This is a genomic window from Nocardiopsis codii, from assembly GCF_036327455.1.
Classification (GTDB): Bacteria; Actinomycetota; Actinomycetes; order Streptosporangiales; family Streptosporangiaceae; genus Nocardiopsis; species Nocardiopsis codii.
The window spans coordinates 25,249-48,874 of record NZ_JAUZMY010000005.1 but is presented as its reverse complement, the minus strand read 5'-3'; the positions used below and the strand labels follow the sequence as shown (position 1 = coordinate 48,874).

The 23,626-nt window shown below is 72.8% G+C and carries 27 protein-coding genes; 16 read left to right on the top strand and 11 right to left on the bottom strand.

Going from position 1 to position 23,626, the window contains the following annotated elements; translation table 11 throughout:
* Positions 1 to 13: 13 nt before the first annotated feature.
* Positions 14 to 433 (bottom strand): MarR family winged helix-turn-helix transcriptional regulator, encoded by a 420-nt coding sequence (locus Q8791_RS06780; RefSeq protein WP_330090726.1) that lies wholly within the window; start codon positions 431 to 433, stop codon positions 14 to 16.
* A 267-nt stretch (positions 434 to 700) separates the two neighbouring features.
* Here Q8791_RS06780 and Q8791_RS06775 point away from each other — a divergent pair, with 267 nt between their 5' ends.
* From Q8791_RS06775 to Q8791_RS06760, 4 genes are read left to right on the top strand one after another with little or no spacing between them, the layout of a single operon-like run.
* On the top strand, positions 701 to 1,618 hold the full coding sequence (locus tag Q8791_RS06775; protein ID WP_330090725.1) for an ABC transporter ATP-binding protein: 918 nt from the start codon (positions 701 to 703) through the stop codon (positions 1,616 to 1,618).
* Positions 1,615 to 2,493 carry an ABC transporter permease gene (locus Q8791_RS06770; RefSeq protein ID WP_330090724.1) on the top strand — a complete coding sequence of 293 codons (879 nt, stop codon included), beginning with the start codon at positions 1,615 to 1,617 and terminating at the stop codon, positions 2,491 to 2,493. The genes Q8791_RS06775 and Q8791_RS06770 overlap by 4 nt, the downstream gene beginning before the upstream one ends.
* Before the next feature lie 29 nt (positions 2,494 to 2,522).
* On the top strand, positions 2,523 to 3,791 hold the full coding sequence (locus Q8791_RS06765) for a sensor histidine kinase (protein ID WP_330090723.1): 1,269 nt from the start codon (positions 2,523 to 2,525) through the stop codon (positions 3,789 to 3,791).
* A complete protein-coding gene (locus Q8791_RS06760; protein ID WP_330090722.1) occupies positions 3,772 to 4,416 on the top strand; it encodes a response regulator transcription factor in 645 nt (214 codons plus the stop codon). The genes Q8791_RS06765 and Q8791_RS06760 overlap by 20 nt, the downstream gene beginning before the upstream one ends.
* Before the next feature lie 88 nt (positions 4,417 to 4,504).
* Here Q8791_RS06760 and Q8791_RS06755 read toward each other — a convergent pair whose 3' ends face one another.
* The 4 genes from Q8791_RS06755 to Q8791_RS06740 all read right to left on the bottom strand — a co-directional run bounded on the left by Q8791_RS06755 (position 4,505) and on the right by Q8791_RS06740 (position 8,376).
* On the bottom strand, positions 4,505 to 5,374 hold the full coding sequence (locus Q8791_RS06755) for an alpha/beta fold hydrolase (RefSeq protein WP_330090721.1): 870 nt from the start codon (positions 5,372 to 5,374) through the stop codon (positions 4,505 to 4,507).
* Positions 5,371 to 5,847: a GbsR/MarR family transcriptional regulator gene (locus tag Q8791_RS06750; protein WP_330090720.1), complete on the bottom strand. Its 477-nt coding sequence runs from the start codon at positions 5,845 to 5,847 to the stop codon at positions 5,371 to 5,373. Before Q8791_RS06750 ends, Q8791_RS06755 begins: the two co-directional genes overlap by 4 nt.
* A 108-nt stretch (positions 5,848 to 5,955) precedes the next feature.
* Positions 5,956 to 6,783: a lipase family protein gene (locus Q8791_RS06745; RefSeq protein WP_330090719.1), complete on the bottom strand. Its 828-nt coding sequence runs from the start codon at positions 6,781 to 6,783 to the stop codon at positions 5,956 to 5,958.
* A gap of 549 nt (positions 6,784 to 7,332) precedes the next feature.
* Entirely contained in the window at positions 7,333 to 8,376 is a 1,044-nt protein-coding gene (locus Q8791_RS06740) for an NAD(P)/FAD-dependent oxidoreductase (protein WP_330090718.1), read from the bottom strand.
* 217 nt (positions 8,377 to 8,593) lie between these two features.
* Here Q8791_RS06740 and Q8791_RS06735 point away from each other — a divergent pair, with 217 nt between their 5' ends.
* From Q8791_RS06735 to Q8791_RS06725, 3 genes are read left to right on the top strand one after another with little or no spacing between them, the layout of a single operon-like run.
* The gene (locus Q8791_RS06735) at positions 8,594 to 9,532 is read left to right on the top strand and encodes a metal ABC transporter substrate-binding protein (RefSeq protein ID WP_330090717.1); all 939 of its coding nucleotides are present in this window, start codon (positions 8,594 to 8,596) and stop codon (positions 9,530 to 9,532) included.
* A gap of 5 nt (positions 9,533 to 9,537) precedes the next feature.
* Complete coding sequence (locus tag Q8791_RS06730) at positions 9,538 to 10,284, top strand: metal ABC transporter ATP-binding protein (protein ID WP_330090925.1); 747 nt, start codon at positions 9,538 to 9,540, stop codon at positions 10,282 to 10,284.
* Entirely contained in the window at positions 10,272 to 11,174 is a 903-nt protein-coding gene (locus Q8791_RS06725) for a metal ABC transporter permease (RefSeq protein WP_330090716.1), read from the top strand. The genes Q8791_RS06730 and Q8791_RS06725 overlap by 13 nt, the downstream gene beginning before the upstream one ends.
* A 182-nt stretch (positions 11,175 to 11,356) precedes the next feature.
* On the opposite strand, the gene Q8791_RS06720 is transcribed toward Q8791_RS06725, so the two are convergent.
* Positions 11,357 to 12,337 (bottom strand): NAD(P)-dependent alcohol dehydrogenase, encoded by a 981-nt coding sequence (locus Q8791_RS06720; protein WP_330090715.1) that lies wholly within the window; start codon positions 12,335 to 12,337, stop codon positions 11,357 to 11,359.
* 107 nt (positions 12,338 to 12,444) lie between these two features.
* Between Q8791_RS06720 and Q8791_RS06715 the strand changes: the two genes are divergently transcribed.
* The 3 genes from Q8791_RS06715 (at position 12,445) to Q8791_RS06705 (ending at position 14,962) form a co-directional block, all read left to right on the top strand.
* Complete coding sequence (locus Q8791_RS06715; protein WP_330090714.1) at positions 12,445 to 13,056, top strand: TetR/AcrR family transcriptional regulator; 612 nt, start codon at positions 12,445 to 12,447, stop codon at positions 13,054 to 13,056.
* A 170-nt stretch (positions 13,057 to 13,226) separates the two neighbouring features.
* Positions 13,227 to 14,213: an RNA polymerase subunit sigma-70 gene (locus Q8791_RS06710; RefSeq protein WP_330090713.1), complete on the top strand. Its 987-nt coding sequence runs from the start codon at positions 13,227 to 13,229 to the stop codon at positions 14,211 to 14,213.
* A gap of 305 nt (positions 14,214 to 14,518) precedes the next feature.
* Positions 14,519 to 14,962: a hypothetical protein gene (locus Q8791_RS06705; RefSeq protein ID WP_330090712.1), complete on the top strand. Its 444-nt coding sequence runs from the start codon at positions 14,519 to 14,521 to the stop codon at positions 14,960 to 14,962.
* Here the strand turns inward: Q8791_RS06705 and Q8791_RS06700 are convergent.
* Positions 14,932 to 15,561 carry a CGNR zinc finger domain-containing protein gene (locus tag Q8791_RS06700; RefSeq protein ID WP_330090711.1) on the bottom strand — a complete coding sequence of 210 codons (630 nt, stop codon included), beginning with the start codon at positions 15,559 to 15,561 and terminating at the stop codon, positions 14,932 to 14,934. The two genes, Q8791_RS06705 and Q8791_RS06700, sit on opposite strands and share 31 nt — an antisense overlap.
* Positions 15,562 to 15,680: 119 nt before the next feature.
* Between Q8791_RS06700 and Q8791_RS06695 the strand changes: the two genes are divergently transcribed.
* A complete protein-coding gene (locus tag Q8791_RS06695) occupies positions 15,681 to 16,424 on the top strand; it encodes a metallophosphoesterase (protein ID WP_330090710.1) in 744 nt (247 codons plus the stop codon).
* A gap of 158 nt (positions 16,425 to 16,582) precedes the next feature.
* Here the strand turns inward: Q8791_RS06695 and corA are convergent, their stop codons facing one another.
* Positions 16,583 to 17,557 carry a magnesium/cobalt transporter CorA gene (gene corA / locus Q8791_RS06690; RefSeq protein ID WP_330090709.1) on the bottom strand — a complete coding sequence of 325 codons (975 nt, stop codon included), beginning with the start codon at positions 17,555 to 17,557 and terminating at the stop codon, positions 16,583 to 16,585.
* Between the two features lie 304 nt (positions 17,558 to 17,861).
* Between corA and Q8791_RS06685 the strand changes: the two genes are divergently transcribed.
* A complete protein-coding gene (locus tag Q8791_RS06685; protein ID WP_330090708.1) occupies positions 17,862 to 18,401 on the top strand; it encodes a putative immunity protein in 540 nt (179 codons plus the stop codon).
* On the opposite strand, the gene Q8791_RS06680 is transcribed toward Q8791_RS06685, so the two are convergent.
* The gene (locus Q8791_RS06680) at positions 18,329 to 18,664 is read right to left on the bottom strand and encodes an alpha/beta hydrolase family protein (RefSeq protein ID WP_330090707.1); all 336 of its coding nucleotides are present in this window, start codon (positions 18,662 to 18,664) and stop codon (positions 18,329 to 18,331) included. The two genes, Q8791_RS06685 and Q8791_RS06680, sit on opposite strands and share 73 nt — an antisense overlap.
* A gap of 75 nt (positions 18,665 to 18,739) precedes the next feature.
* Between Q8791_RS06680 and Q8791_RS06675 the strand changes: the two genes are divergently transcribed.
* Positions 18,740 to 19,303, top strand: a complete 564-nt coding sequence (locus Q8791_RS06675; protein WP_330090924.1) for a DUF3887 domain-containing protein — start codon at positions 18,740 to 18,742, stop codon at positions 19,301 to 19,303.
* Positions 19,304 to 19,356: 53 nt separating this feature from the next.
* Positions 19,357 to 20,328 (top strand): CPBP family intramembrane glutamic endopeptidase, encoded by a 972-nt coding sequence (locus Q8791_RS06670; protein ID WP_330090706.1) that lies wholly within the window; start codon positions 19,357 to 19,359, stop codon positions 20,326 to 20,328.
* Positions 20,329 to 20,518: 190 nt separating this feature from the next.
* Here the strand turns inward: Q8791_RS06670 and Q8791_RS06665 are convergent, their stop codons facing one another.
* Entirely contained in the window at positions 20,519 to 21,325 is an 807-nt protein-coding gene (locus tag Q8791_RS06665; RefSeq protein WP_330090705.1) for a thioesterase family protein, read from the bottom strand.
* A gap of 135 nt (positions 21,326 to 21,460) precedes the next feature.
* On the opposite strand from Q8791_RS06665, the gene Q8791_RS06660 reads away from it, so the two are divergent.
* On the top strand, positions 21,461 to 22,237 hold the full coding sequence (locus Q8791_RS06660; RefSeq protein ID WP_330090704.1) for a MerR family transcriptional regulator: 777 nt from the start codon (positions 21,461 to 21,463) through the stop codon (positions 22,235 to 22,237).
* Positions 22,238 to 22,419: 182 nt separating this feature from the next.
* Positions 22,420 to 22,962, top strand: coding sequence for an NUDIX domain-containing protein (locus Q8791_RS06655; RefSeq protein WP_330090703.1), 543 nt, complete (start codon positions 22,420 to 22,422; stop codon positions 22,960 to 22,962).
* Between the two features lie 110 nt (positions 22,963 to 23,072).
* Here Q8791_RS06655 and Q8791_RS06650 read toward each other — a convergent pair whose 3' ends face one another.
* Positions 23,073 to 23,567 (bottom strand): hypothetical protein, encoded by a 495-nt coding sequence (locus tag Q8791_RS06650; protein WP_330090702.1) that lies wholly within the window; start codon positions 23,565 to 23,567, stop codon positions 23,073 to 23,075.
* Positions 23,568 to 23,626 lie beyond the last annotated feature (59 nt).

Sequence of the window (23,626 nt, the reverse complement as noted above, 5' to 3'; positions counted from 1 at the left end):
GGCTAACTGAAGGTCAGTCGGCGCCCGACACCACCCGGGTCAAGTGGATACGCAACGCCTCGGTCAGCTCGGGGTGCTGCTCGGCGAACTCCGCGTCGAGGCGGGCCACCACCTCGGCGGCCCGCGCCAGCAGCGACTCGCCCTCGGCCGTGACCCGCAGGCTCGACGCGGCCCCCGCGTGCGCGGTCCCGTCGTCGACGAGCCCCGCCGCGACGAACGCCGCCACGGCGGTGTGCGCGCTCTGCACGGTGATGCGGGAGCGTCGGGCGAGCTCGCTGAACGAGATGCCCGGGGTGCCGCGGACGTGCCCCAGCAGCCCGTACTTGCGGGTGGTCAACCCGAGGGGTTTCAAGGCCGCGTTGAACGCGGCCTCCCACACACGGCCCACGGTGAGCAGCGTGACGGTGGGGCTGAAGGGAGGCGGCTCGGACATGGGGCCAGGCTATCCGTCGAAGGGCCGGGGTTCGCGGGGGAGTCCGACGCGCAGCCGCCGCGCGAGGCGGGCCCGGGTCCGCCGGCGCGGAGCAGCTCCTCCGCGCCCCGACTCCCCGCCGGCCCCGCCGGCCCTGCGGAAAACCGCACCCCCGGCGGGGGTGCGCGCCCCCTCCCGGCCGACGGCGCACCCCATGGCCCGGGGAGGCCCCCGGTTCCTACCGTTGTCCTGCCGCCGAAAGCCGACAGCCGACACGACAGGACGACCATGATCACCTTGCGGGGACTGACCAAACGCTACGGGGACACCCTCGCCGTGGACTCCCTGGACCTGGAGGTCCGGCCCGGCATGGTCACCGGGTTCCTCGGCCCCAACGGCGCGGGCAAGACCACGACCATGCGGATGGTCCTCGGCCTGGACCGGCCCACGTCCGGGGAGGCCCTGGTCGACGGGCGCCCCTACCGGGAACTGGACCGGCCCCTGCACCGCGTGGGCGCCCTCCTGGACGCCCGCGCCGTGCACCCGGGGCGCAGCGCCCGCTCCCACCTGCTGTCCCTGGCCCGCACGCACCGCATCCCCGACCGCCGGGTGGACGAGGTCCTGGACGCCGTGGGGCTCACCGAGGCGGCGCGCAGACGCGCGGGCGCCTTCTCGCTGGGCATGGGCCAGCGGCTGGGCATCGCCGCCGCGCTGCTGGGCGACCCGCACCTGCTCGTCCTCGACGAACCGGTCAACGGCCTGGACCCGGACGGGGTGCGCTGGGTGCGCGGCCTCATGCGCTCGCTGGCCGACGAGGGGCGCACCGTGTTCGTCTCCAGCCACCTGATGAGCGAGATGCAGCTGACCGCCGACCACCTGGTGGTCATCGGACGGGGGCGGCTCATCACCGACGCGCCCCTGGCCGAGGTGCTCGGCAACAGTGCGTGGAGCGCCGTGCTGGTGCGCGCCCCCCACCCCGAGGACCTGGTCACCGCCCTGGAGTCGGAGGGGGCCGGGGTCGAGCGCCCCGACGCGGGCGAACTGGTCGTCACCGGCGTGCCCATCGAAAGGGTCGGGGAGCTGGCCCACCGGGCGGGGGTGGCGCTGCACGAGCTGAGCCCCCGCGAGGCCTCCCTGGAACAGGCCTACCGGGAACTGACCGCCGACAGTGTGCAGTACGCGACGCCGACTGGGAGCCGACGGTGACGACCTCCACGAACACGACCGCCGCCCGGACCGGGGCCGCGCCGCCGCCGGCCGCCCGGACCGCCGGCCCCGCACGCGTCCTGTCCGACCTGGCCGCCACCGCCTCCGCCGAGTGGGTCAAGCTCCGCTCGGTGAGGTCCACCTGGTGGGGGACGGCCCTCGCCCTGGCCCTGACGGCCGCGGTCGCCCCCCTCACGGCGGTGGCCACCATCGGCAACATGCAGCGTGACCTCATCGCCTCCGCCGACGTGCCCGCCTCGGAGATGGCGGTCTACGCGGCGGTGTGGGGGGCACAGTTCGCCGTGATCGCCCTCGCCCTGCCGGTGATGACCGCCGAGTACTCCTCACGCTCCATCCATCCCACCCTCCAGGCGGTCCCCGCGCGGGTGCGCCTCCTGGCGGCGAAGACGGTCACCCTGACCGCGTTCGTCTTCGTGTCCGGACTGGTCATGGGCGCCGTCGGCACCCTGGCCGCCCACCTCGTGATGCTGCACCCGCTGATCGAGGGCTACGGAACCCTGCGCCCGGCGCAGGCGGCCGCGGACGTGGTGCGCATGTCGGTGTACCTGGCGCTGGTCGCGGCGCTCACCCTGGGGGCGGGCGCCGCGCTGCGTTCGACGGCGGGAACCCTGACCGCGGTGTTCGCCCTGCTCTTCGGCCTGCCGGTCCTGCTCCTGCTGCTGGGCGGCGGAGCGGGAGCCCACCTCGCCGACCGGCTGCCGCTCCTCGCAGGCGTGTCCTTCCTGGACAGCGTGTTCGTGGTGGGACGGACCGGGGACGCCCTCTCGCCCGGGGCCGGGGGGATGGTACTCCTGTGCTGGACGGCCGCGTCCCTGGTGGCGGGGGCGCTGGTGCTCACGCGCCGGGACGCGTGAGGCCGGGCGAACGGGGGCGAGGAGCGCGGATGGTCGAGTCGGACGGAGCACGGGAGGCGGGCGGCCCGCGTGCCCGGGCGGGGACCGTACCGCTCAGGCGGGCGGCGGGGGAGTTCGTCGGGGCGGTCCTGGGGCTGTTCACCGCCGCCCTCACCCTCGTGTGGGGCGCGGCGGCCGTTCTGCTCCTGGGGGCGGCCCTGATCCTGCCCTCCGCCCGCGGGCGGGCGCGGGCTGCCGTCGCCCGCTGGGCGGTACGCCTGTGCGATCTGGACCTGGCCCGCCTGGAGCGGTGGACGGGGTGCGCGGTCGAACCCCGGTCGGGAGTCTCGGCCCGCGTCGCCTACCTGCTCCTACGGCTGCCGCTGGCCCTGGTGTGCGGCTACCTGGCACCGTCGACGGCGTTGCTGGTGGCGGTGTTCCTGGGCGGTGCGGCACTGGAGGCCGCCACGGGCACAGGCAGCAGTGTCGCCGTCGTCCTGCCCGGCGCCCGGCTGTTCGTCTCCAGCGTCAACCTGGGGCTGACCATGGGGCTGGTCGTCCTCGCCGCGGCGTGGCTCGTGGCGGCCCTGTCCGCCACCGCCGACCGTGCCCTGGCCCGCCGCCTCCTGGGACCCAGCCGCGAGGACCTGCTGAACCGCCGGATCGACGAGCTCACCCAGACCAGGTCCGGGATCGTCCGCGCCGTGGACGAGGAGCGCCGCCGCATCGAACGCGACCTGCACGACGGGGTGCAGCAGCGGGTCGTGGCGCTGGCGATGCTGCTGGGCCGGGCCCAGCGCGGCGCCGATCCCGAACGGACGGCGCGGCTGGTCCGCGAGGCGCACACCGAGTCCCGGGTGCTGTTGGACGAGCTCCGCGACGTCGCCTGGCGGGTCTACCCGACCGCCCTGGACACCTTGGGACTGGAGGCGGCGCTGACCGAGGTGGCCAGGCGCAGCCCGCTCCCGGTGTCGGTGCGCTCGGACCTGCCCGCGCCGCCGCCGGGCGAGCTTGCCACGGCCGTGTACTTCGTGGCGCGCGAGTCCATCACCAACGCCGTCAAGCACGCCGGGGCCGGTGAGGTGATCGTGCACGTGGACGGCCACGGCGGGGTGTTGGACCTTCGGGTCCTCGACGACGGCCGGGGTGGCGCGGACCCGTCCGGGAGCGGACTGACCGGTCTGGCGCGGCGGGTGCAGGCGCTGGACGGGACACTGTCGGTACACAGTCCCGAGGGCGGGCCGACCACGGTGCGCGCCACCCTGCCCCTGCCCGACGAGCAATGGATACGGAGCCCCCATGCGCCTGGTGATCGCTGACGACTCGGTTCTCCTCCGGGAGGGCCTGGTGCGGCTGCTGGAGGAGGAGGGCCACCAGGTGGTGGCGGCCGTGGGCGATGCCGAGGCCCTGCTGGAGGAGGTCGCGAAGCACACGCCGGACGCGGCCGTGGTGGACGTGCGGATGCCGCCGACCCACACCGACGAGGGGTTGCGCGCCGCCCTGCGCATCCGGGCCGAGCACGAGGCGGTGGCGGTGCTGGTGTTGTCGCAGTACGTGGAACAGCGCTACGCCGCCGAACTGCTCGCCGGTTCGCCGGGCGGGGTCGGCTACCTGCTCAAGGACCGTGTCTCGGAGGTGGGGGAGTTCCTGGACGCCCTGGAGCGGGTGCGCGGGGGCGGGGCCGCGTTCGACCCCGAGGTGGTGCGCCAGCTGCTGGCCCGCACCACCCACGCGGATCCGCTGGCGCGGCTGACCCCGCGTGAGCGCGCCGTGCTGGAGCTCATGGCCCAGGGGTTGAGCAACGCGCTGATCGCCGAGCGCCTGTTCGTGTCGTTGAGCGCGGTGGAGAAGCACGTGAACGCGATCTTCGACAAGCTGGACCTGGGGCACACCGCCGGGTACAGCCGCCGGGTGCTGGCGGTGCTGCGCTACCTGGGCTCCTGAGGGGAGGCGCGGGACCGCCCGCGCGGGGCCGACGGCGCCCGCCACGGCCTCCCCGTCCGGAGGAGCGCGCGGGGCGGTCCGCCCGGTCTCAGGCCGGAGGTTCGGCCAGGAACTCCCGGACCAGGACGTTGACCCGGTCCGGCGACTGCCTGTTGACCCAGTGGCCGTTGCCCTCCAGGATCTCCAGGCGGGCCCCGGGCACCCTGCGGGCCGCCTCCACGGTTCTGCCGGGACGGACACCGACGTCCTTGTCACCCTGGATGAACAGGGTCGGGCAGGAGATCTCCGCCAGGCGCGGACGCAGGTCCACCCTCATCCGCCAGGGGCCGATGGAGGCGTTCTGCCAGTCGGAGGAGCCGGTCCCGCTCACGCGCGCCTCCTCCAGGACCTCCTCGACGATCGAGTCGAAGTCCTCGACCGGCCCGGCGAACAGGCCGCGCCGGAGGAAGCCCGCCACGCTCTCGCGGGTCCGGAACATCCGCTCGGGCAGGGTGCTGTTGAGGAACCTGCTCCGCGCGATCAGCCACAGCAGCTGGTGCACCCCGGGAGGGAAGGCGATGATCCCGGCGGGGGCCATGGCGACGAGCCGCTCCACCCGTTCGGGGTGGTCGATGGCGTAGGACAGTGCCATGGCCCCGCCCTGGGACATGCCCACGAGGGTCACCCGGTCCAGGTCGAAGTAGTCCAGGACGCGGGTGACGACGGCCGTCAGGGCGTCGTGGTCGGCGAGGCCGTTCCACGGTCTGCTGTGCCCCTGCTTGGGCCAGTCGGGTGCGAACACGCGGTGTTCGGCGGCCAGGGCGGGGAGGAGGTGGCGCCAGCTGAGCAGGGCGTTGTCCTGGCCGGCGCCGCTCAGCAGGACGACGGGACTGCCGTGGTCGCCCGCGGTCACCACGCTCAGCCGCCCTTCGGGGAGGTCGACGGCGGTGCGCTCGAAGGGGGTCGGGGGGTGGTTCATCGGTCGTGGTCCTCCTCTTCGTGCCGCCAGCGCCGGAGCACGGCGGGGAGTTCGGCCTCCAGGAAGCCGTAGAGACGGTTGACGTTGGCCAGGCGTTCGCGGCGCTGGGGGGAGGAGTCCTCCAGAACCCTCAGCCCCCGCTCGGTGACCTCGCGGAACCCGGCGGCCTGGGCGTAGCGGCGCTCCAGCATCCGGCTCCAGCCGTCGGCCGCGATGCGCAGGTACTCCTGGCGCTCCCCGCGGCGGCGCACCCCCTCGACCAGTCCGCTGGGGGTGAGGAGCCGGGCGGCGGTGCTGATGGAGCTGCGGCTGACCTGGAGCGCCTCGGCGATCTGGGCGGCGCTCTGCTCGGGAGGGTCGCTGATCAGCAGCCAGCCGATGACACGGCCGGAGATCAGGGGCAGACCCTCGCGCGCGAAGAACCCCGCGACGTCGTCGACGAAGGCGAGTTCGTCCTCGGTGGGTTCACTCATGGCCTCACATTACAGTCATTGCAGTAGTTACTGCAATGACTGTAATGACAGGGGTGCAAGCCTCGGGTCCCCCCGCCGCCGGGGGGCCGGTCGGCGGGGCGGGCCCCGTCAGCGGCCGGCCGTCTCCAGGCAGGCGATGTAGGCGTCCATGAAGTGGTCGGTGATCCCGTCGGCGTCGAGCTTGAACGCGGCGGCGTCCAGCGCGTAGCCCCTGGCCCGGTCCGAGAGCCCTCCCAGCAGCCCCGGCGCCTGGGAGCGCAGGCGTCCGTCGGCGTCGAAGTAGCGCTCCTCGGCCACGTGCGCGTACAGCGGCCCCGGGGGCACCTGCGCGACGATGTCGTTGTTGTTGACGAAGCGGAACGTGCGCCCCCTGAGCGCCTCGTCGTAGGCCGCGGCCAGTTCGCGGTCACAGGTGCGCGGCTGCCCGAAGGTGTACACGCCGTCGGCGAGCTGGGACGGGGTGTCGAAGTACGCGCGCGCGGCGGCGAGCATGGCCAGCGCGCCGCCCAGGCTGTGGCCGGTGAACCACAGCGACTGGCCTTCGGTGCGGAACTCCTCGACGGCCCGGCTCATCTGCGGGTGGACGGCGTCCACGGCGGTGCTGAACCCCCAGTGCACCCTTCCCTGGGCGGAGGAGTGCCTGACCATGGGGGCCTTGCTGTCGGAGAGCCAGTCCATGATCTGGGTGGGCTCGGTTCCGCGGAAGGCCGTGACGACCATGGTGTCGCTGGCCATGGTGTAGCCCTGGGTGTGGTCCAGGGCGAAGGGCGGGGCGAAGTCGGCCTCGAAGAAGCGGAAGCGGTCGAACCCCCACTCGGCGGCCTGACGCCGCGCCGTGTCCGGGTCGGCGTAGGCGAGTTTGGACGCGTGCGCCAGGCACAGGGCGTGCGGCACCCGGTAGTCGGTGGTGGTGTGGTCGAAGGCGACCGTCGTCATCGTGTGATCTCCCTGAGGCGGAACGCGGAGGCGACGCGGCTCCGGTGGAGGCCGGGCCCCGCGCCGCGCGGAGGAGGGGGCTCGCGGTGAGCCCTCTCCTCCGCGCGGCCGGTCACGTCGCGTGCCTGATCGTTTCCGAAAGACGCGCGTCACCAACGCCCGGCGCGGAGTTTCGCACAGAAGGAGGGGGCGTATCGGGTCCAGGCGGGAGAACTGCCGTGGCCGAAAAACGGTATCGGCCGCACGGGACGGGCCTTGGCGGTCGGACCCCAGCCCGCCCCGGGGAGGAGCCTCGGTCCGTCCATGACCGCTCGGAGGGGCGGGGACCGCCGGCCGTCACCCGCCGGCAGTGCTCGGCGAACCGGCGTCGGCCCCCTCTCCGCAGCCCGCGTCCGGGGCCGTGCCGGGCGCGAGGCCTCCGGCCTCCGCCACCAGCCGCGCACCGGGCCTGCGACCGCCGCCCCGGAGTCCCCGTGTCCGTGGCCGCGTCAGCGCTCCTCCCGGTACTCCTTGTCGAACTCCTGCGACACAGCGCTGTCCTCGCGTTGTTCACAGGCCATGGTTGCGGTCGCCCGTCACCAGTGCGCTCACACGTGCCTCGGACGCGGCCGAGAACGCGTCCCTGGCGGCGTCGACCGCCCGGCCGGTCTCCTCGGTGATCAGCTCCATGTTGATCTGGGCTCCCGCGCCCGCACCCGCCGCGGCGGAAGCGCCCACCTGGGCGGACAGGTCGGTCACGTTGCCCGCGACCCACACCCCTGGCACGCTCGTGCGCCCGGCGGCGTCGGCGGGGACGAGTTCGCCGACCCCCGACGGGTGCTCCACCGCCCGCAGACCGAGGTCCGCGAGGAAGCCTGCGCGCGCCACCATCCGCGAGGAGACCGCCACCGCGTCACGGTCGACGACCGTGCCGTCGGCCAGCCGCACTCCCGTGAGGCGGTCGTCGGCGACCTCCAGCGCCGCCACCTCGCCGGCCACGACCCTGATGCCCCGGGCGGCGAACTGCTCCACCTGCTCCTCGGTCAGCGGCTCCGCCGTGTGGGAGAAGAACGTGACGTCCTCGCTCCACTGGCGGAACAGCAGCGCCTGGTGCACCGACATCGGCCCGACGGCCAGCACGCCGATGGCCCGGTCGCGGATCTCCCAGCCGTGGCAGTACGGGCAGTGCACCACGTCGCGCCCCCACCGGTCCCGCACCCCCGCGATGTCGGGGAGCTCGTCGACCAGCCCCGTGGTCACCAGCAGCCGACGCGCGCGCACCGTCCGGCCGTCGGCGAGCGCCACCGTGAACCGATCTCCGTCGCGGGTCACCCCGTCGACCCGGCCGGACACCACCTGGCCGCCGTAGCGGCGCACGTCCGCCCGGCCGCGCTCCAGCAGTTCGCCGGGCGCCGTCCCGTCCAGGGCCAGCAGCCCGTGGACCCCCTCGGCGGGAGCGTTGCGCGGAGCTCCCGCGTCGACCACCACCACCGACCGGCGCGCCCGCGCCAGCATCAGCGCCCCGCTCAAACCGGCGGCGCCACCTCCCACAACGACCACGTCATAGCGGTCCTTCAACTGATCGGTCACCGCGATCACCTCCACGTCCACCATGCGCGACCTCAGGCCATAACCACAACTTCCGTTGCCGTTATGGCAAAACTACGGAGAGAGGGTCCTCGGCTAGCAGGGCGGTGCGGCCGGGGACGCCGGAACGAGAGCCCGCGCCCCCGCCCCGCCAGTCCCACGGGGTCCGCACGCCCGCCGCCGACCGTCGACCGCCGCCTCTCACCGTCGCCCAGTTTGGCGCAGTTGTGATAAAAAGTTAGGTGTGCCGAACTCTAGAGGTTGGTCCCCTTCAACATCCTGGTCGGTGGTGCTTCCCGCCGCCGCTCTGGCCCTCGTTCTGCCCCTCACCGCCTGCTCCTCCACGGCCGGACAGACCCGTGACGACACACGGCCCCTGGTCCTGACCACGTTCACCGTCCTGGCCGACATGGTCGAGAACGTCGCGGGCGACCGGGTCGAGGTCGCCTCCCTCACCCGGCCCGGCGCCGAGATCCACGGCTACGAGCCCACCCCCGACGACCTCGTCCGAGGACAGGACGCCGACCTCATCATGGAGAACGGGCTCGGCCTGGAAGCCTGGTTCCAGCAGTTCACCGAACGGGTGGACGCCCCCACCGCCCTGCTCAGCGACGGCATCGAGACCATCCCCATCTCCTCGGGGGAGTACGAGGGCGAACCCAACCCCCACGCCTGGATGTCACCCGACAACGCCCTGGTCTACGTCGACAACATCCGCGACGCCCTCACCGACCTCGACCCGGAGGGCGAGGACGCCTACGCCGAGGCCGCCGAGGCCTACAAGGCGCAGATCGGCGAGGTCGGCGACTACCTGGACACCGAGCTCGCCGAGGTCCCCGAGGACTCCCGCGCGCTCGTCACCTGCGAGGGCGCCTTCTCCTACCTGGCCCGCGACGCCGGACTGACCGAGCGCTACCTGTGGCCGGTCAACGCCGAGACCGAGGGCACCCCCCAGCAGATCGCCGCCGTCACCGGGTTCGTGCGCGACAACGGCGTGCCCACGGTGTTCTGCGAGAGCACCGTCAACGACGGCACCCAGCGGTCCGTGGCGCGCGAGACCGGAGCCGCGATGGGCGGCACCCTCTACGTCGACTCCCTGTCCGAGGACGACGGCCCCGTCCCCACCTACCTCGACCTGCTCCGGCACGACGCCGAGACGATCGTCGCCGGACTGAGGGGGTGAGCACCGTGACGGCCGCCATCGAGGTCACCGGAGCCACCGTGCGCTACGGCGACGTCCTCGCCCTGGACGACGTCTCCCTGCATGTCGCCCCGGGCCGCGTCTGCGGGCTGCTCGGCACCAACGGCTCGGGCAAGTCCACCCTGTTCAAGACCGTCCTCGGACTGGTCCCCACCGACCACGGCAGCGTGCGCCTCCTCGGCAGGGCCAGCGCCGACGCCCGCCGCGCCGGCCTGGTCGGCTACGTGCCCCAGTCCGAACAGGTCGACTGGGCCTTTCCGGTGCGCGTGCGCGACGTGGTGATGATGGGCCGCTACGGACACATGGGGCGCCGCCGCCGACCCCGGCCCGCCGACCGGGAGGCCGTCGAGCACGCACTGGAGCGCACCCACCTGAGCGACCTGGCCGACCGCCAGATCGGCGCCCTCTCCGGCGGCCAGCGCAAACGCGCCTTCGTCGCCCGCGCCATCGCGCAGGGCTCCTCCGTGCTGCTCCTCGACGAGCCCTTCGCCGGGGTCGACAAGCGCTCGGAGGCCACCATCGTCGAACTCCTCCGCGCACTGCGCGGGGAGGGGCACACCCTGCTCGTCTCCACCCACGACCTCGCCCAGGTGCCCGCCCTGTGCGACGAGGCGGTCCTGCTCCAGCGCCGCGTCATCGCCCACGGCACCCCGGCCGAGGTCCTGCGCCCGGAGGTCCTGATGGAGGCCTTCGGCATCCACTCCGACGAGGAGGGACCCGTATGGACGCGCTGATCACCGGCGTCACCGAGTGGTTCACCGTGCCCCTGCAGTTCGAGTTCGTCCAGCGCGCCCTCCTGGTCAGCGTCGTCGCGGGGGTGGTCTGCGCCGTCCTGTCCTGCTGGATGACCCTCGTGGGATGGTCGCTGATGGGCGACGCCGTCTCCCACGCGGTCCTGCCCGGGGTGGTGCTGTCCTTCATGTTCGGGCTGCCCTTCGCGGTGGGCGCGCTGGTGTTCGGCGCGGGGTCGGTCGCCCTGATCGGGGTGGTCAACCGCACCTCCCGGGTCAAGGAGGACGCCGTCATCGGTGTCGTGTTCACCGCCATGTTCGCGCTGGGCCTCGTGCTCGTCTCCAGGGTGCCCAGCCAGACCGACCTCGGCCACATCCTGTTCGGCAACGTGCTCGGGGTGTCCGACACCGACATCTGGCAGGTGCTGGTGCTGGCCGCCGTGGTCCTGGCCGTGGTCTGGTACAAGCACCGCGACCTGACCCTGTACGCCTTCGACCCCGTCCACGCGCACGCCCTGGGCATCAACCCGCGTCTGCTGGAGACCCTGCTGCTGGGGCTGCTCTCGGTCACCGTCGTCGTGGCGCTGCAGGCGGTCGGGATCATCCTGGTCGTGGCCATGGTCATCATCCCCGGGGCCACCGCCTACCTGCTCACGGACCGGTTCGAGCGCATGCTCCTCATCTCGGCGTCGATCGCGGTGGCGGCGGCCGTGGCCGGGGTGTTCACCAGCTTCCACCTCAACGTGTCCACCGGCGGGTCGATCGTGCTCGCGCAGGCCGCGGCGTTCGCCCTGGCCTACCTCCTCGCACCCCGCCAGGGCGTGCTCTGGCGCGGACGGGCCGCCCGCCGCTACCGCGCGCGCCAGAGCTCCGCCGTCGCACCCGCCCCCTAGGCCGCGTTCCGCGGATCATTCCGGGCTCGCGTCCCCCAGGCTGCCTCTCGCTGAGCCGACTGCGCTCGGACAGCCAAACCCGGGCTGACCTGCGCTATTCGCCTTGCGAGAGATGACCTGGAAGCCGCTCGCGTCGATCGGCGCAAGCGCCGAGTCAACCGAAAGCATCCACAGAACACGCCCTAGGTTCGGTGGGCGTCGGCCGCCGACGAACGCCGCATGTCGATGACGTACTTTCCGCGGACGCCGCCCGCCTCGAGCCTGCGGTGCGCCTCCGCGATGTCGGCCATCGGGAAGGCCGTGTCGACCACGGGTCGGATCATTCCCGTCTCGACGGCCCGGGTGAGCTCGGCGATGCGCTCCGCCGAGGGGTCGTTGCTGAAGATCTTGACCTGGCGGGGCCGCACGGCGGCCCTGAGCGCGGTGCCGAGCAAGGACCCGACGACGCGGTCCGGGTCGAAGGCGAGGGCGACCATGCGACCCCGCGGGGTGAGCAGTGCCTGGTAGGCGCCCAGGTCGGTGCCGACCACGTCGACGATGACATCGAAGCGGCCGAGGTCCTCCGGCCGGGTCGTGCGGTAGTCCAGGGCGGTGTCGGCTCCGAGTTCCCGGACCCAGTCGAGGTTGCGGGCGCCGGCGAGGGCGGTGACCTCGGCCCCGAGCGCCTTGCCCAGCTGCACGGTGAGGCTGCCGACGCCCCCGGCTGCACCGCGCACCAGGAGGTGCTCACCGGCGGCGAGGTGCGTCTTGTCCGTCAGCGCGGTGAGGGCGGTGGTGCCCGACGAGGGGAGGGAGGCGGCCTCCACCGGGCTCAGGTTCTCGGGCGCCCCGGCCAGTTTCTGCTCGGGAACGGCGACGTAGTCGGCGATGGCTCCGAAGGCGAAGTGCGGCATCAGGCCCCACACCGCGTCTCCGGACCGCCACGTGCTCACACCGGCGCCCACCGACGCCACGCGTCCCGAGAAGTCGCCGCCGGTGCGACGGGGGAACCCGCCGCGGGCGATCCCCCTCATCCTTCCCGCGCGGAAGGAGGTCTCCGCCCCGTTCACGCTCGCGGCGTGCACCTCGACGAGGACCTCGCCCGGCTCCGGCTGGGGCGTCGGCACGTCGTGGACGGACAGCACCTCGGGCGGGCCGTAACGGTCGTACTGCACTGCACGCATGGTCGGTCTCTCCGGGATCTCTGGTCTCAATAAATGGGGTGGCCCCCCACTTATATGCGCCACTATAATCGGAGAGGCACCCCGTTCAGCAACAGCAGGAGGTCCCGGTGGTCGGCAGCGCAACGCGACGACCCTTGCGCGCGGACGCCCGGCGCAACTACGCACGCATCGTCGCCGCAGCCGAGGAGGCGTTCGCGACCCACGGCGCCGCCGCCTCCCTGGAGGAGATCGCCCGCCGGGCCGGGGTGGGCTCGGCGACCCTGCACCGGCACTTCCCCTCACGGCGGTCCCTGCTCGAAGTCGTCTCCCGCGACCGTGTCGAAGCGGTCTGCGCGAGCGCCCGCGAGCACGCCCGGACGAGCGAACCGGGCGCCGCGCTCTTCTCCTGGCTTCGAGAACTCACCGCCTACGCGGTGACCAGCCGCGGGCTGGCCTCCTCGCTGCTGCGGGACGGCCGTGACGCCGACATGCTGGAGGACGGGGGCTGCGGGGCGATCCTCACCGCCACGGCGGGTGAACTCCTGGACCGTGCCCAACAGGTGGACGCGGTACGCCCGGACGTGCGCGCCGAGGACCTGGTCGCGTTCGTCAACGCCATCTCACTGGCCGTGGAGGGCCGGGACGACGGCGTCCAGGCGGACCGACTGCTGGACATCGCGATCGCGGGCGTGCGCTCGCAGTCCTGTCAGCACGCGGCCACGGCGCCCGGGGCGCCCTGAGCCCGCGCGGGGCCGTCGGCGTTCGCGGCCCTCGCAGCAGACCGCACACGGGCGCGGGCGCGCTGCCCGCAGCCCGCGCCCGCCGGCGCTCCTCCGTCGCACCCGCCCCCTAGGATCGGTGGGCGCCGGCCGGGGAGCGGCCTCGGGGCGCGGGGCGAGGGGCGGGGCACGTGAGCGGGAACAGCGCGGTGGACGACGAGACCGCCTTCTCCGAACTGGCCGAACGCCACCGGCACGAGCTGCGCGTGCACTGCTACCGCATGCTCGGCTCCTTCACCGAGGCCGAGGACATGGTGCAGGAGACGCTGCTCAAGGCCTGGCGCCGCCGCGCCTCCTTCGAGGGGCGCTCCACGTTCCGGGCGTGGCTGTACAAGATCGCCACCAACACCTGCCTGGACGCCCTCGAACGGCGCCGCACCCGGGACAGGCCCGTGGCCGAGGGGACGGGCGCCTCGCCCTTCTCCGAGGTCCCCTGGCTCCAGCCGTACCCGGACGAACTCCTGGACCTGGCCGCACCTGTCGAGGGGGAGCCGGAGGCGGTGGCCATCGCCCGCGAGACCGTCGAACTTGCCTTCCTCGCCGCCATCCAGCACCTGCCGCCCCGCCAGCGGGCCGTCCTCATCCTGCGCGACGTCCTCGGCCGGCCTGCCGAGGAGACCGCGAACGTCCTGGAGGTGTCGGTCCCCGCGGTCAAGAGCGCCCTCCAGCGCGCCCGGGCGACACTGCGCGAGGCGCTGCCCCCGCGCAGGGCGGACTGGGGGCCGGTCACGGCGCCCAGCGAGGAGGAGCGCACCGTCCTGAGGCGCTACGTCGAGGCGTCCCGCAACGCCGACCTGGACGGTCTGGCCGCCCTGCTGCGCGAGGACGCACGCCAGACGATGCCCCCCGCCTCGCTGGTGTACGAGGGCCGCGAAGCCGTCCTGGACCTGTGGCGACCGGTCCTGTCCGGCGCGCGGGCCTGGGGGGAGTGGATGCCGGTACCCGTGGACGCCAACCGCCGGCCGGCCGTCGCCAACTACGTGCGCATGCCGGGGGAGGCGTCGTACACCGCCGTCAACATCGACGTGCTGCGGATCGAGGACGGCCTCGTCGCGGAGATCACCACGTTCGGCCCCGAGACCCTGCCCGCGTTCGGCCTCCCGCCGACCCGCCGGTAGCGCGGCGACCGGAGGGGACCACGGCCCCGCCCCTCCGCCGTGATCCCCTGCTCGGCGAGGCAGAGCGTCGACACCGGCTCCGGGGATGAGGAACATCGGGTCAGGAACCCTCGTGTCCCTTCGGCGCTGCTCCCGACCCACCGGCCCCGGCGGCCCGTGCCCGCGCGAACTCCCGGAGGACGCCGTGGCCGACGCGGCCGGGAGGCCCCCGACGCCCCGGACCGATTCCTTCCGCCGCGCGGTCCGGTCATACGGGTGAGAGCGACGCGGCGCCGCCGCGTACCGGACCCGGAAGAGGGCACGACATGACCGCGTACGGACAGAACACCACCGCCCCCGACCCCGCCCTGGCCGCCCTGGACCGCCTCACGGGCACCTGGAAGGTCACCGGCGGGGCCGAGGGCACCGTCACCTACCGCTGGATGGAGGGACGGTACTTCCTCCTCCAGGACATCGCACTCGTCCAGGACGGCCAGAACGTCGTCGGCCTGGAGGTGATCGGCCGGGACAGGCCGTTCGGCGCCGAACGGCCCGGCGAGGACGTCCGGTCGCGCTTCTACGACAGCGTGGGCAACACCTTCGACTACGTCTACGAACTGGTCGGCGACACGCTCACCATCTGGGCGGGGGAGAAGGGCTCGCCCGCCCGCTACACGGGCACGTTCAGCGCCGACGGGAACACCGTGACCGGGCCGTGGACCTACCCGGGTGGCGGCGGCTACGACTCCACGATGGTCCGGACCGCCTGAGGCCCGGTACGGGCCAGGACCTGGCGCTCGTAGTGCCGTGCGGCCCTAGCCCGGTTGCCGCACGCGGTCCCGCACCACTGCTGGCGGCCGTGGGCCTGCACGAAGTAGCGCACGCAGCGCGGCGCGGTGCAGGCCCGCAGCCGCTCCCGGTCGGGTCCGTCGAGGAAGGCGATGGCGGCACGGGCCAGCGCCGCCACGACCCGGGTGTCGGAGGCTCCCCCGCAGGACCGGAGCTCGACCACGGGCACGTCCCCCTCGTCCCAGCGCAGGTGCGGCACGACGGGCTCGCGCGCGGCCGACGCGTTGAGCCGGTCCAGGGCCTGCTCCGCGGGCAGGAGCCGGTGGGAGTCTGCCGGACTGGGCGGCCCGGGGAGCACGGCACGGGCGAACAGCGCCCTCACCGCCCCGCGCAGCGCCAGGACCTGGTCCCGCAGGTCCTCACCGATCCCGGCCTCGAACCCGCCCGTCCCGGGCAGCAGGTCGGCGACCGACGCCAGCCACCGGGCCGTGTCGGGAACGGTGTCCAGATCGTCTGCGACGCCGCCCGAACCGTCGTGGCGGATCGTACTGGCCAGTTCGAGCGCCAGGTGGCGTTGCATGGCTTCCCCGTCCTCATCCCGTTTGCCCGTTGTCTTGCCCACGGGCTAACGTTCTAACGCTTAAAGCTAACTTATCCGTTAGAAGTGCGGGGCGGGAACGTGCCCGCGAGAGGACGACCATGACGGTTCTGCTCGCCCACATCAGTGACCTGCACCTGGACGGGTCCGAGCGCGCCACCGAGCGCGCCACCCGGACTGTCGAGTACCTGCGGGGACTTTCCCAGGCGCCCGACGCCCTCCTGGTCAGCGGGGACACCGCCGACCACGGGGCGCACGAGGAGTACGCGGAGGCGGCCGGGCTGCTGGACCTGCCCTTCCCGGTGCTGAACTGCCCGGGAAACCACGACGACCGCGCGGCGTACCGCGAGGTGCTGCTGGGGGAGCCGGCGTCGACAGAACCCGTCAACCAGGTTCACCACGTGGCCGGTGCGGCCGTGCTGGCCTGCGACTCCACGATCCCCGGAGAGGACGGCGGCCACCTGGACGCGGCCACCCTGGTCTGGATCAACGACACGCTGAACGGGCTGCCCGGAGACACCCCCGCACTCCTGGCCCTGCACCACCCGCCGGTGCGCGTCCACCACCCGCTGCCCGACTCGATGCGGCTCGACAACGCCGACGACCTCGCCGGTCTCCTCGCGGCCCACCCCCGGGTGGCGGGGATCCTGGTCGGGCACGCGCACACCGGAGGGGCGACGACCTTCGCCGGCCGGCCCCTGCTGCTGGCACCCGGCGTGACGTGGACGCTGCGCATGCCGTGGGAGGGCGAGCCGGTCGCCAACCGCGACCAGCCGCCCGGTGTGGCCTTCCACGTCCTTGACGAGGACCACCGGCTGACCACGCACTTCCGCGCGGTGGTGTGAACGCGGTCGCGGTGTGGAGGACACGGCACACCGGTGGTCGCTCCGGGCGGCCCACGGGGGACCGCGCCGTCACGGGCGTCAGCCGGGCCGGGCAGCGCCCCTCGGGACGTCCGCGACGGCGTTGCTCGGGCGGGGGGAGCGCCCCCGCCCGAGGAGGCCTACAGCCAGCCGTTCTTGCGGAGCTGGCGGTACGCCAGCGCCGAGGCTCCGACCATCACGCCCATGACGATCGGGTAGCCGAAGAGCCAGTGGAGCTCGGGCATGTGGTCGAAGTTCATGCCGTAGAACCCGGCGATCATGGTGGGGATCGCGATGACGGCCGCCCAGGAGGAGATCTTGCGGACGTCCTCGTTCTGCTGCTTGCCCAGGAGGGCCAGGTGGGCGGTGAGGGCGCTGGTGAGCAGTTCGTTGTGGTCGTCGACCTGGTCGTCCACCCGCAACAGGTGGTCCAGGACGTCGCGGAAGTACTCCTTGGTGTCCTCGAACTGGCGGATCCGCCCCTTGGCGATCTCCTCCAGGACCGGGATGAGCGGGCTCTCAGCGCTCCGGAACTCCAGGACCTCGCGTTTGAGGTGGTGGATGTCCTCGGTGACGTCGCCTCCGCGCGGCCGGAAGACCGCCCGCTCCAGTTCGATGATGTCGGACTCGATCTGGTGGACCACCGTGCCGTAGTGGTCGACGGCCTCGTCGACCACGCCGTACAGCACCGCGGCGGGACCCGCGGACAGCAGGTCGGGGTCGGCCTCCAGGCGCCTGCGGACGGTCCCCAACGGGTTGCCCGTGCCGTGCCGGACGCTGACCACGAAGTCGGCGCCGACGAACAGCATGGCCTCGCCGACCTCCACGTCGGAGGTCGCCTCGTGGTAGGTCAGCGTTTTGACCACGACGAAGAGGGTGTCGTCGTAGCGCTCGATCTTGGGGCGCTGGTGGGCGGTGAGGGCGTCCTCGACCGCCAGGGGGTGGAGGGAGAGTTCCTCCTCGATGAGGGCGAACTCCTCCTGGGTGGGCTCGTGGAGCCCGATCCACACGAAGCAGCCGTCCTTGTCCCGGCGGGCCTCGTCGAAGGCGTCACTGATGTCGCCGTCGATGTCCTGCCGCTGACCGGCGTGGTAGATCGCCTTGTCTATGATCACGGAGCCCAATTATGGGTGCGCCGTCACGCTCCCGGGACCCTTCCCGACCGCGGGCGCACTCCTGCGGACGGCCTCCGCGGGGGAGGCGGGGACACCGTGGCGTCGACCCACGGGACGCCCGGGTCCGGACCCGGCGGGCCCCTCCCCGTCCTCGTGTCGGCGGACCGCCCGCACGCCGCCCCGGGGCCCGTGCACCGTGTTTGAAGGTTCGGACCCGTCGGCAGGCGGAAACGCCGCCAAAGTCTCCACCAGGGGTTCAGAGATACGTTGGAAGGGACCCCGCCCCCGACAGAAAAGTGACGCCATGGCGGACGACCCCGCGACGATCGGACTGCCCCGGAGCGAACTCCGCGAGATCACCGGCTACGCGGTGGCGTGCGCGCGGCCGGCACTGGAGATCTTCGAACGCGAACGCCCCGACGACCGGCGGCCACGGGCCGCGATCGACGCCGCGCAGGCGTTCGCGGACGGAGCCGAGCGGACCAGGCTGCTGCGCGACAACGCGTGGGCGGCGCACCGGGCGGCCCAGGAGACCCGTGACGCGGGGCAGGCCGCGGCGAGCGACGCCGCACGGGCTGCCGCCAACGCGTGCGGTGCGGCGTTCCTCCATCCCCTGCCGAAGGCCACGCAGGTCAAGCACATCCTCGGGTCGGCCGCCCATGCCGCGCGGGCGTTCGAACTCTTCGCGGGGGACGATCCCGCCGTCGCAGCCGACCGCGTCGCGCGGTCGCGTGACCTCGCGGCTCCCGTCGTGGTCGACGTCCTGAGCCGCTACCCGGTCGCCCCGGCCGGTGGCGGGCGGGTCGGGGAACTGATCCGCCTGTTGGACGCGTCGCTCCGGTGATCCCCGCCGGGGGCGCCCCACCGGTCGAACCAGGTGCGGACACGCTGGAGCATGTCGATCTGGTTGTCCCGTCCGGAAATGGAGTGCCCCTCGCCGGGGTAGGTCACGAACTCGTTCTCGACGCCGAACCAGCGCAGTGCCCTGTGCAGGTAGACGGCTTGGCCCACGGGCACGTTGGTGTCCTCCTCGCCGTGCAGGATCAGCACCGGCGTGCGGACCCGGTCGGGCAGTGTCGCACACCGTTGCGCGCACCCTCCTGGCACACACGCCGCGTGTAAAGCTATACTTTACAAGTGCAAGAAAAGTTGACAGATGCGCTGCGGGCCTTGAAGGGGCACATGGAGGCGTTCCTCGCGTCGCGCGTCCTGACGAGCAGCGACGACTGGGCCGGCTCGATCGAACGCGCCGTGAGCATGCAGGCGGCTGCCGACGACGTCGTGCGTGCTGTCGTGCAGCAGGCGCGCCAGAACGGCGCCACGTGGCAGGTCGTCGGCGATGCGCTCGGCGTGAGCCGGCAGGCGGCGTTTCAGCGCTATGGCAAACCGATGGATCCAAGAACGGGAGAACCCATGAACACCACGCCGCTACCCGGCGCTGCAGAACTGGCCGCCTCGGTGATCGAAGATCTCGTGGCCGGGCAATGGCCACGAGTCGCCGAGCGGTTCGATCCGGCCATGCGCGACGGTCTGTCCGAGGACGCGCTCGCCGCAGCGTGGGCGCAGATCGTCGGCCTGGCGGGAGCCTTCGAGGGGCATGGAGAGCCGGAGGTCACCCGGGCCGGCGACGTGACGATCACGAACACGCCGCTCTCGCTGGAGGCAGGCGACTACACGGCACGGATCGCGTTCCGCGACGACCGCACCATCGCCGGTCTGCACATCCTCGAAAGGCAAGCGTCGTGACCCTCGAATCCCCGAGCGGAACGAACACGACCACGACCCGAGGCGGACCCCGCATGAGCGGCCGCGATCTGCGATCCGTCGGCGTGTTCACCGCCCTCGCGTTCGCGCTCGCCTGGCTCCTCGCGCTCCCGCTCTGGTTCGGTGACGGGCTCGCCAGCTCCTGGTTCACCCTCATGGCCACCGCCACGATGATGACCCCCGCGATCGCCGCCCTCGTCGTCGTGTTCTTCGTGGAGCGGCCGAAGCAGAAGGCGTGGACGCTCGGACTGTGGCCGCTGAGACCGGTGCGCAGACTGCTCGGCTACGGGGCGCTGGGGATCATCGTGCCCATCGCGCTCGTCCTGGTGGCGCTCCCTGTCGGCGCGCTGCTGGGGGTCTATCCGGCCGACTTCGCGAACTTCTCCGCGTTCCAGCAGGTCATCGACGAGCAGGCGGGCGCCGCGGGAGCGGCCGACATCCCGATACCGATCGGCGCGCTCATCGCCGTCCAGCTCGCCACACTCCCCTTGGCTGCGTTCATCAACCTCGTCCCGGCACTGGGCGAGGAACTCGGCTGGCGAGGGTGGCTGCTCCCGAAGCTGATGCCGCTCGGCACACTCCCGGCTCTCCTGATCTCGGGCGTGATCTGGGGCCTGTGGCACGCCCCGCTCATCCTCCTCGGGTACAACTACCCGGATGCACCGGGTTGGCTCGGTCTGACCGCGATGGTCGGCATGTGCATCCTGGTCGGCACGGTCTTCGGCTGGCTGCGGCTCCGATCGGGATCGGTGTGGCCCGCAGCCCTCGCGCATGCCGCGTTCAACGGCGCGGGCGCGACCTACCTCCTCTTCGCCGCGGCGGGCGAGCACGTCGACACCACGCAGGCGACGATCCTCGGCTGGAGCGGGTGGGTCGTGCCGCTCGTGCTCGTCGTGGCCCTCGTCGCCACGGGACAGTTCGCTCCCGCGAAGCACCCGTCCGCCCCGCCGTCGAGGAAGGGGCGTTCCCCCGAACATCCGGCGACGGGACGAGTCACCGGCGAGTAGCAACAGCGCACCGTGTGGCCTTCACCAGCGCCGGGGACCGGACAGGGCCGCAGCGGTTCACCGAACCGCGACCAGGTCACCCGTCCTGGTCACCGGGGAACACCGGCGTTGCCCCTTGCCGGCTCACCGTGTCCCTCCCGAGATCGGCCCCCGACCCGTGGCCGGCGCGGCGGCCCCGAGGGCCGGCGCCTCAGAGGAGCATGGCGAGCTGGCGGGCCTGGGCGACGAGGGTGCCCTCACAGTCCCAGATCTCCATGTCCTCCTCGTGCAGGCCGCCGGAGACGTGCTTGGTGAACACCCGGCAGGCCAGCCATCCGGGGGCGGGGCGGGCACGCACGTGCACGCTCAGTTCGACGGTGATGGTGCTGAACTCACCGATCTCCAGGACCGCCGGAACGGCGAAGTCCACCATGGCGGGCAGTGAGTGCACGTCGGCGTCGCGGCCGTCGGCGAAGCGCATCCAGAACTCGACGTGCGGGTGCCCGTCCTTCTTCCCGTCCAGCCAGCCGGGCCGCGCGGGGTAGCGGTACTGGACGCTGTGGGCGATGGTCAGCCCCTCGGGGGCGTCGAACTCGGCGGGGACCAGGCACTCGTCCGGGGCGGGAAGCCGCGGCGGGCCCTCCAGGTGCAGCACGCGCCCCTCGGCGGCCAGGTCGCCGTAGGTGGCCGTGGCGCGCAGGACCTCCTTGCCGCCCTGTTCCAGGACGACCTGGCCGGTGGCGGTGCGGCGGCCCTCCCGGATGGTCTCGGTGCGGACCGTCGCCTCGCCGGGGGCGGCGGGGCGCAGGAAGAACGCGGAGACGGCGAGGGGGTCGGGCTGTGTCAGCCCCTGGCCCAGCGCGTTGAGCGCCGTGCCCAGGACGTAGCCGCCGTTGGGGTGCGAGGTGAAGGTGGTCCACCCGTCGGTGAGGGTGGCGGTGAACTCGCCGTCGCTCCGCTTCTCGACACGGGTGTCCCGGTCGAACTGGAAGCCCTCGGTGGTGTGGTCAAGGCTCATACCCCGATGTTACCGGCGAGTAGAAACGTCCGGTGTGTCCGGGTCCGCCCCACCGGGGAAAGGGCTTGACCCTCACGCGACGTGAGCCCCTAACGTCGTGCACACGTCACCACCAGCGATGGAACAGGAAACACCATGGGCCACACCGTCGGTGAGGTCGCCCGGATCAGCGGGCAGACCGTCCGCACCCTGCACCACTACGACAGCATCGGGCTCCTCGTCCCCGCCGAACGCACCGCGTCAGGCTACCGCAGCTACGCGGACGCGGACCTGGAGCGGCTCCGGCAGATCCTCACCTACCGGGAACTGGGCTTCGGACTGGAACGGATCGCCGAACTCCTCGACGACCCCGCCGCCGACACCCGCGCCCACCTGGTCCGGCAGCACACACTGGTGACCGACCGCATCACCCGCCTGCGCGCCATGGCGCAGGCGCTCGAACGCCTGATGGAGGCCGACACCATGGAACTCGATCTCACCCCGGAGGAACGCCTCGAACTCTTCGGGGACTTCGACGTCGACGCGCACACCGAGGAGGCCCGCGCACGCTGGGGGGACTGCAACCCCGAGGCGTTCGACCGGTCCCGGCGCGGCGCCGGCGACCACACCGGGGCCGACTGGCAGCGCATCCAGGCCGAGGCCGCCGAGATCTACCTGGCCCTGGCCCGCGCCATGCACGACGGGGTCCCCGCCGACAGCGGGACCGCCACGGACCTGGCCGAGCGGCACCGCGACCACATCACCCGCTGGTTCTACGACTGCGCCACCGACACCCACCGGGGACTGGGGCGGCTGTACGCGGACGACGAGCGGTTCACCGCCACCATCGACGCGTACGGCCGGGGGCTCAGCGCCTACCTGCGGGACGCCTTCGCCGCCAACGCCGACCGCCGCGGGGCGGACGAGAGCTGACACAGCGGGGGCAGGCCGCGCCGACCACTGCCCGGGCGCACAGGAGCGCGGACGCCACCCCCTCCTCACACACCCACTGCGACCACGCCATGGACGCGACGGGTGACGGCCTCCCGGCACGGGTACACCGACGGCGGCGCCGCCCGGCGGCCACCACCCTCGTCCACCAGGGGAGAACGTTCGTGCGCTGGACCGTCCACTCGGAGAAGCCCCTCTACACCGACTCCTGGATCGACGTACGCGTCGCCGACGTCGAACTGCCCGACGGGCACCGGTTCGGCCACCGGGTGATCCGCACTCCGGGCGGGGCGGGGGCCGTGGTGGGGGACGGGCACGGCAACGTGCTTCTGCTGTGGCGGCACCGGTTCATCACCGACACCTGGGCCTACGAGATCCCCATGGGCGGCCTGCACGAGGGGGAGTGCCCCGAGGCCGCCGCGGCCCGCGAGGTCGAGGAGGAGACGGGCTGGCGGCCCGGACCGCTGCGTCCCCTGGTGCGCACCCAGCCCTCCAACGGGCTGATGGACAGCGAGCACCACGTATTCGTCGCCGACGGCGCCGAGCGGATCGGGGAGCCCACCGACACCTGGGAGGCGGAACGCGTCGAGTGGGTGGCCCTGGACCGTGTTCCCGCACTGGTCCGGGAGCACAAGCTGGTCGGCGGCACCTCGATGAACGCGCTCCTGTACCTGTACGCCGTCGGAGGTCCTGGCCCGCAGGACTGAACGCCCGCCCGCACCTCCGGGCCGCCGTCCGCGGTGCACCGCGCGGCGCCGGGTCCGTCCCCCGGTGCCGGTCTTCGGAGCCCGGCACCGGGGGCGCCCCACCCGCGTGCTCAGCCCTTCCGGCGGCGGGTTCCGTCGTCGTACTGGCTTCCGATCACGTCGCCGCCAGGCCCGGCCCCGCGCGTGTCGACGTGGTCGCCCCGGTAGGTGTGCTGGTTGACGCCCCCCTCGATCCGCCCGGCCTGGATGAGGACGGCGTGGTCGCGGATGTCGCCGTGGTGGATGTTGGTGACGCCGCCGCGACCGCGTTCGGGCGCGATCTCGTCCAGGAGGGCGTGCAGCTCCGCGACCGCCTCGGGGTCGTTCTTCAGGCGCTGGCGCAGCCGCACCTTCCACATCCCCCTCACGCTCTCGGTCAGCTCCTCGTCGTCCTCCAGGACCTCCTCGCGCGAGGCCTCCAGTTCGGCGAGGGTGCCCTCCTGGGCCTCGCCGCGGCCGAACACCCTGGCGAAACCGCCCTTCACCAGCTCCCAGCCGGTCCGGGTCATCTCCTGCACGAGGACCTTGGACCCCTCGTCCGCCAACACCGCCGGGTCGAACTCCACTGTGTGCCGCCTTTCGTGTGACAGGGACGGGATTCCCCTGTGGGTAGGAGACACCAGTC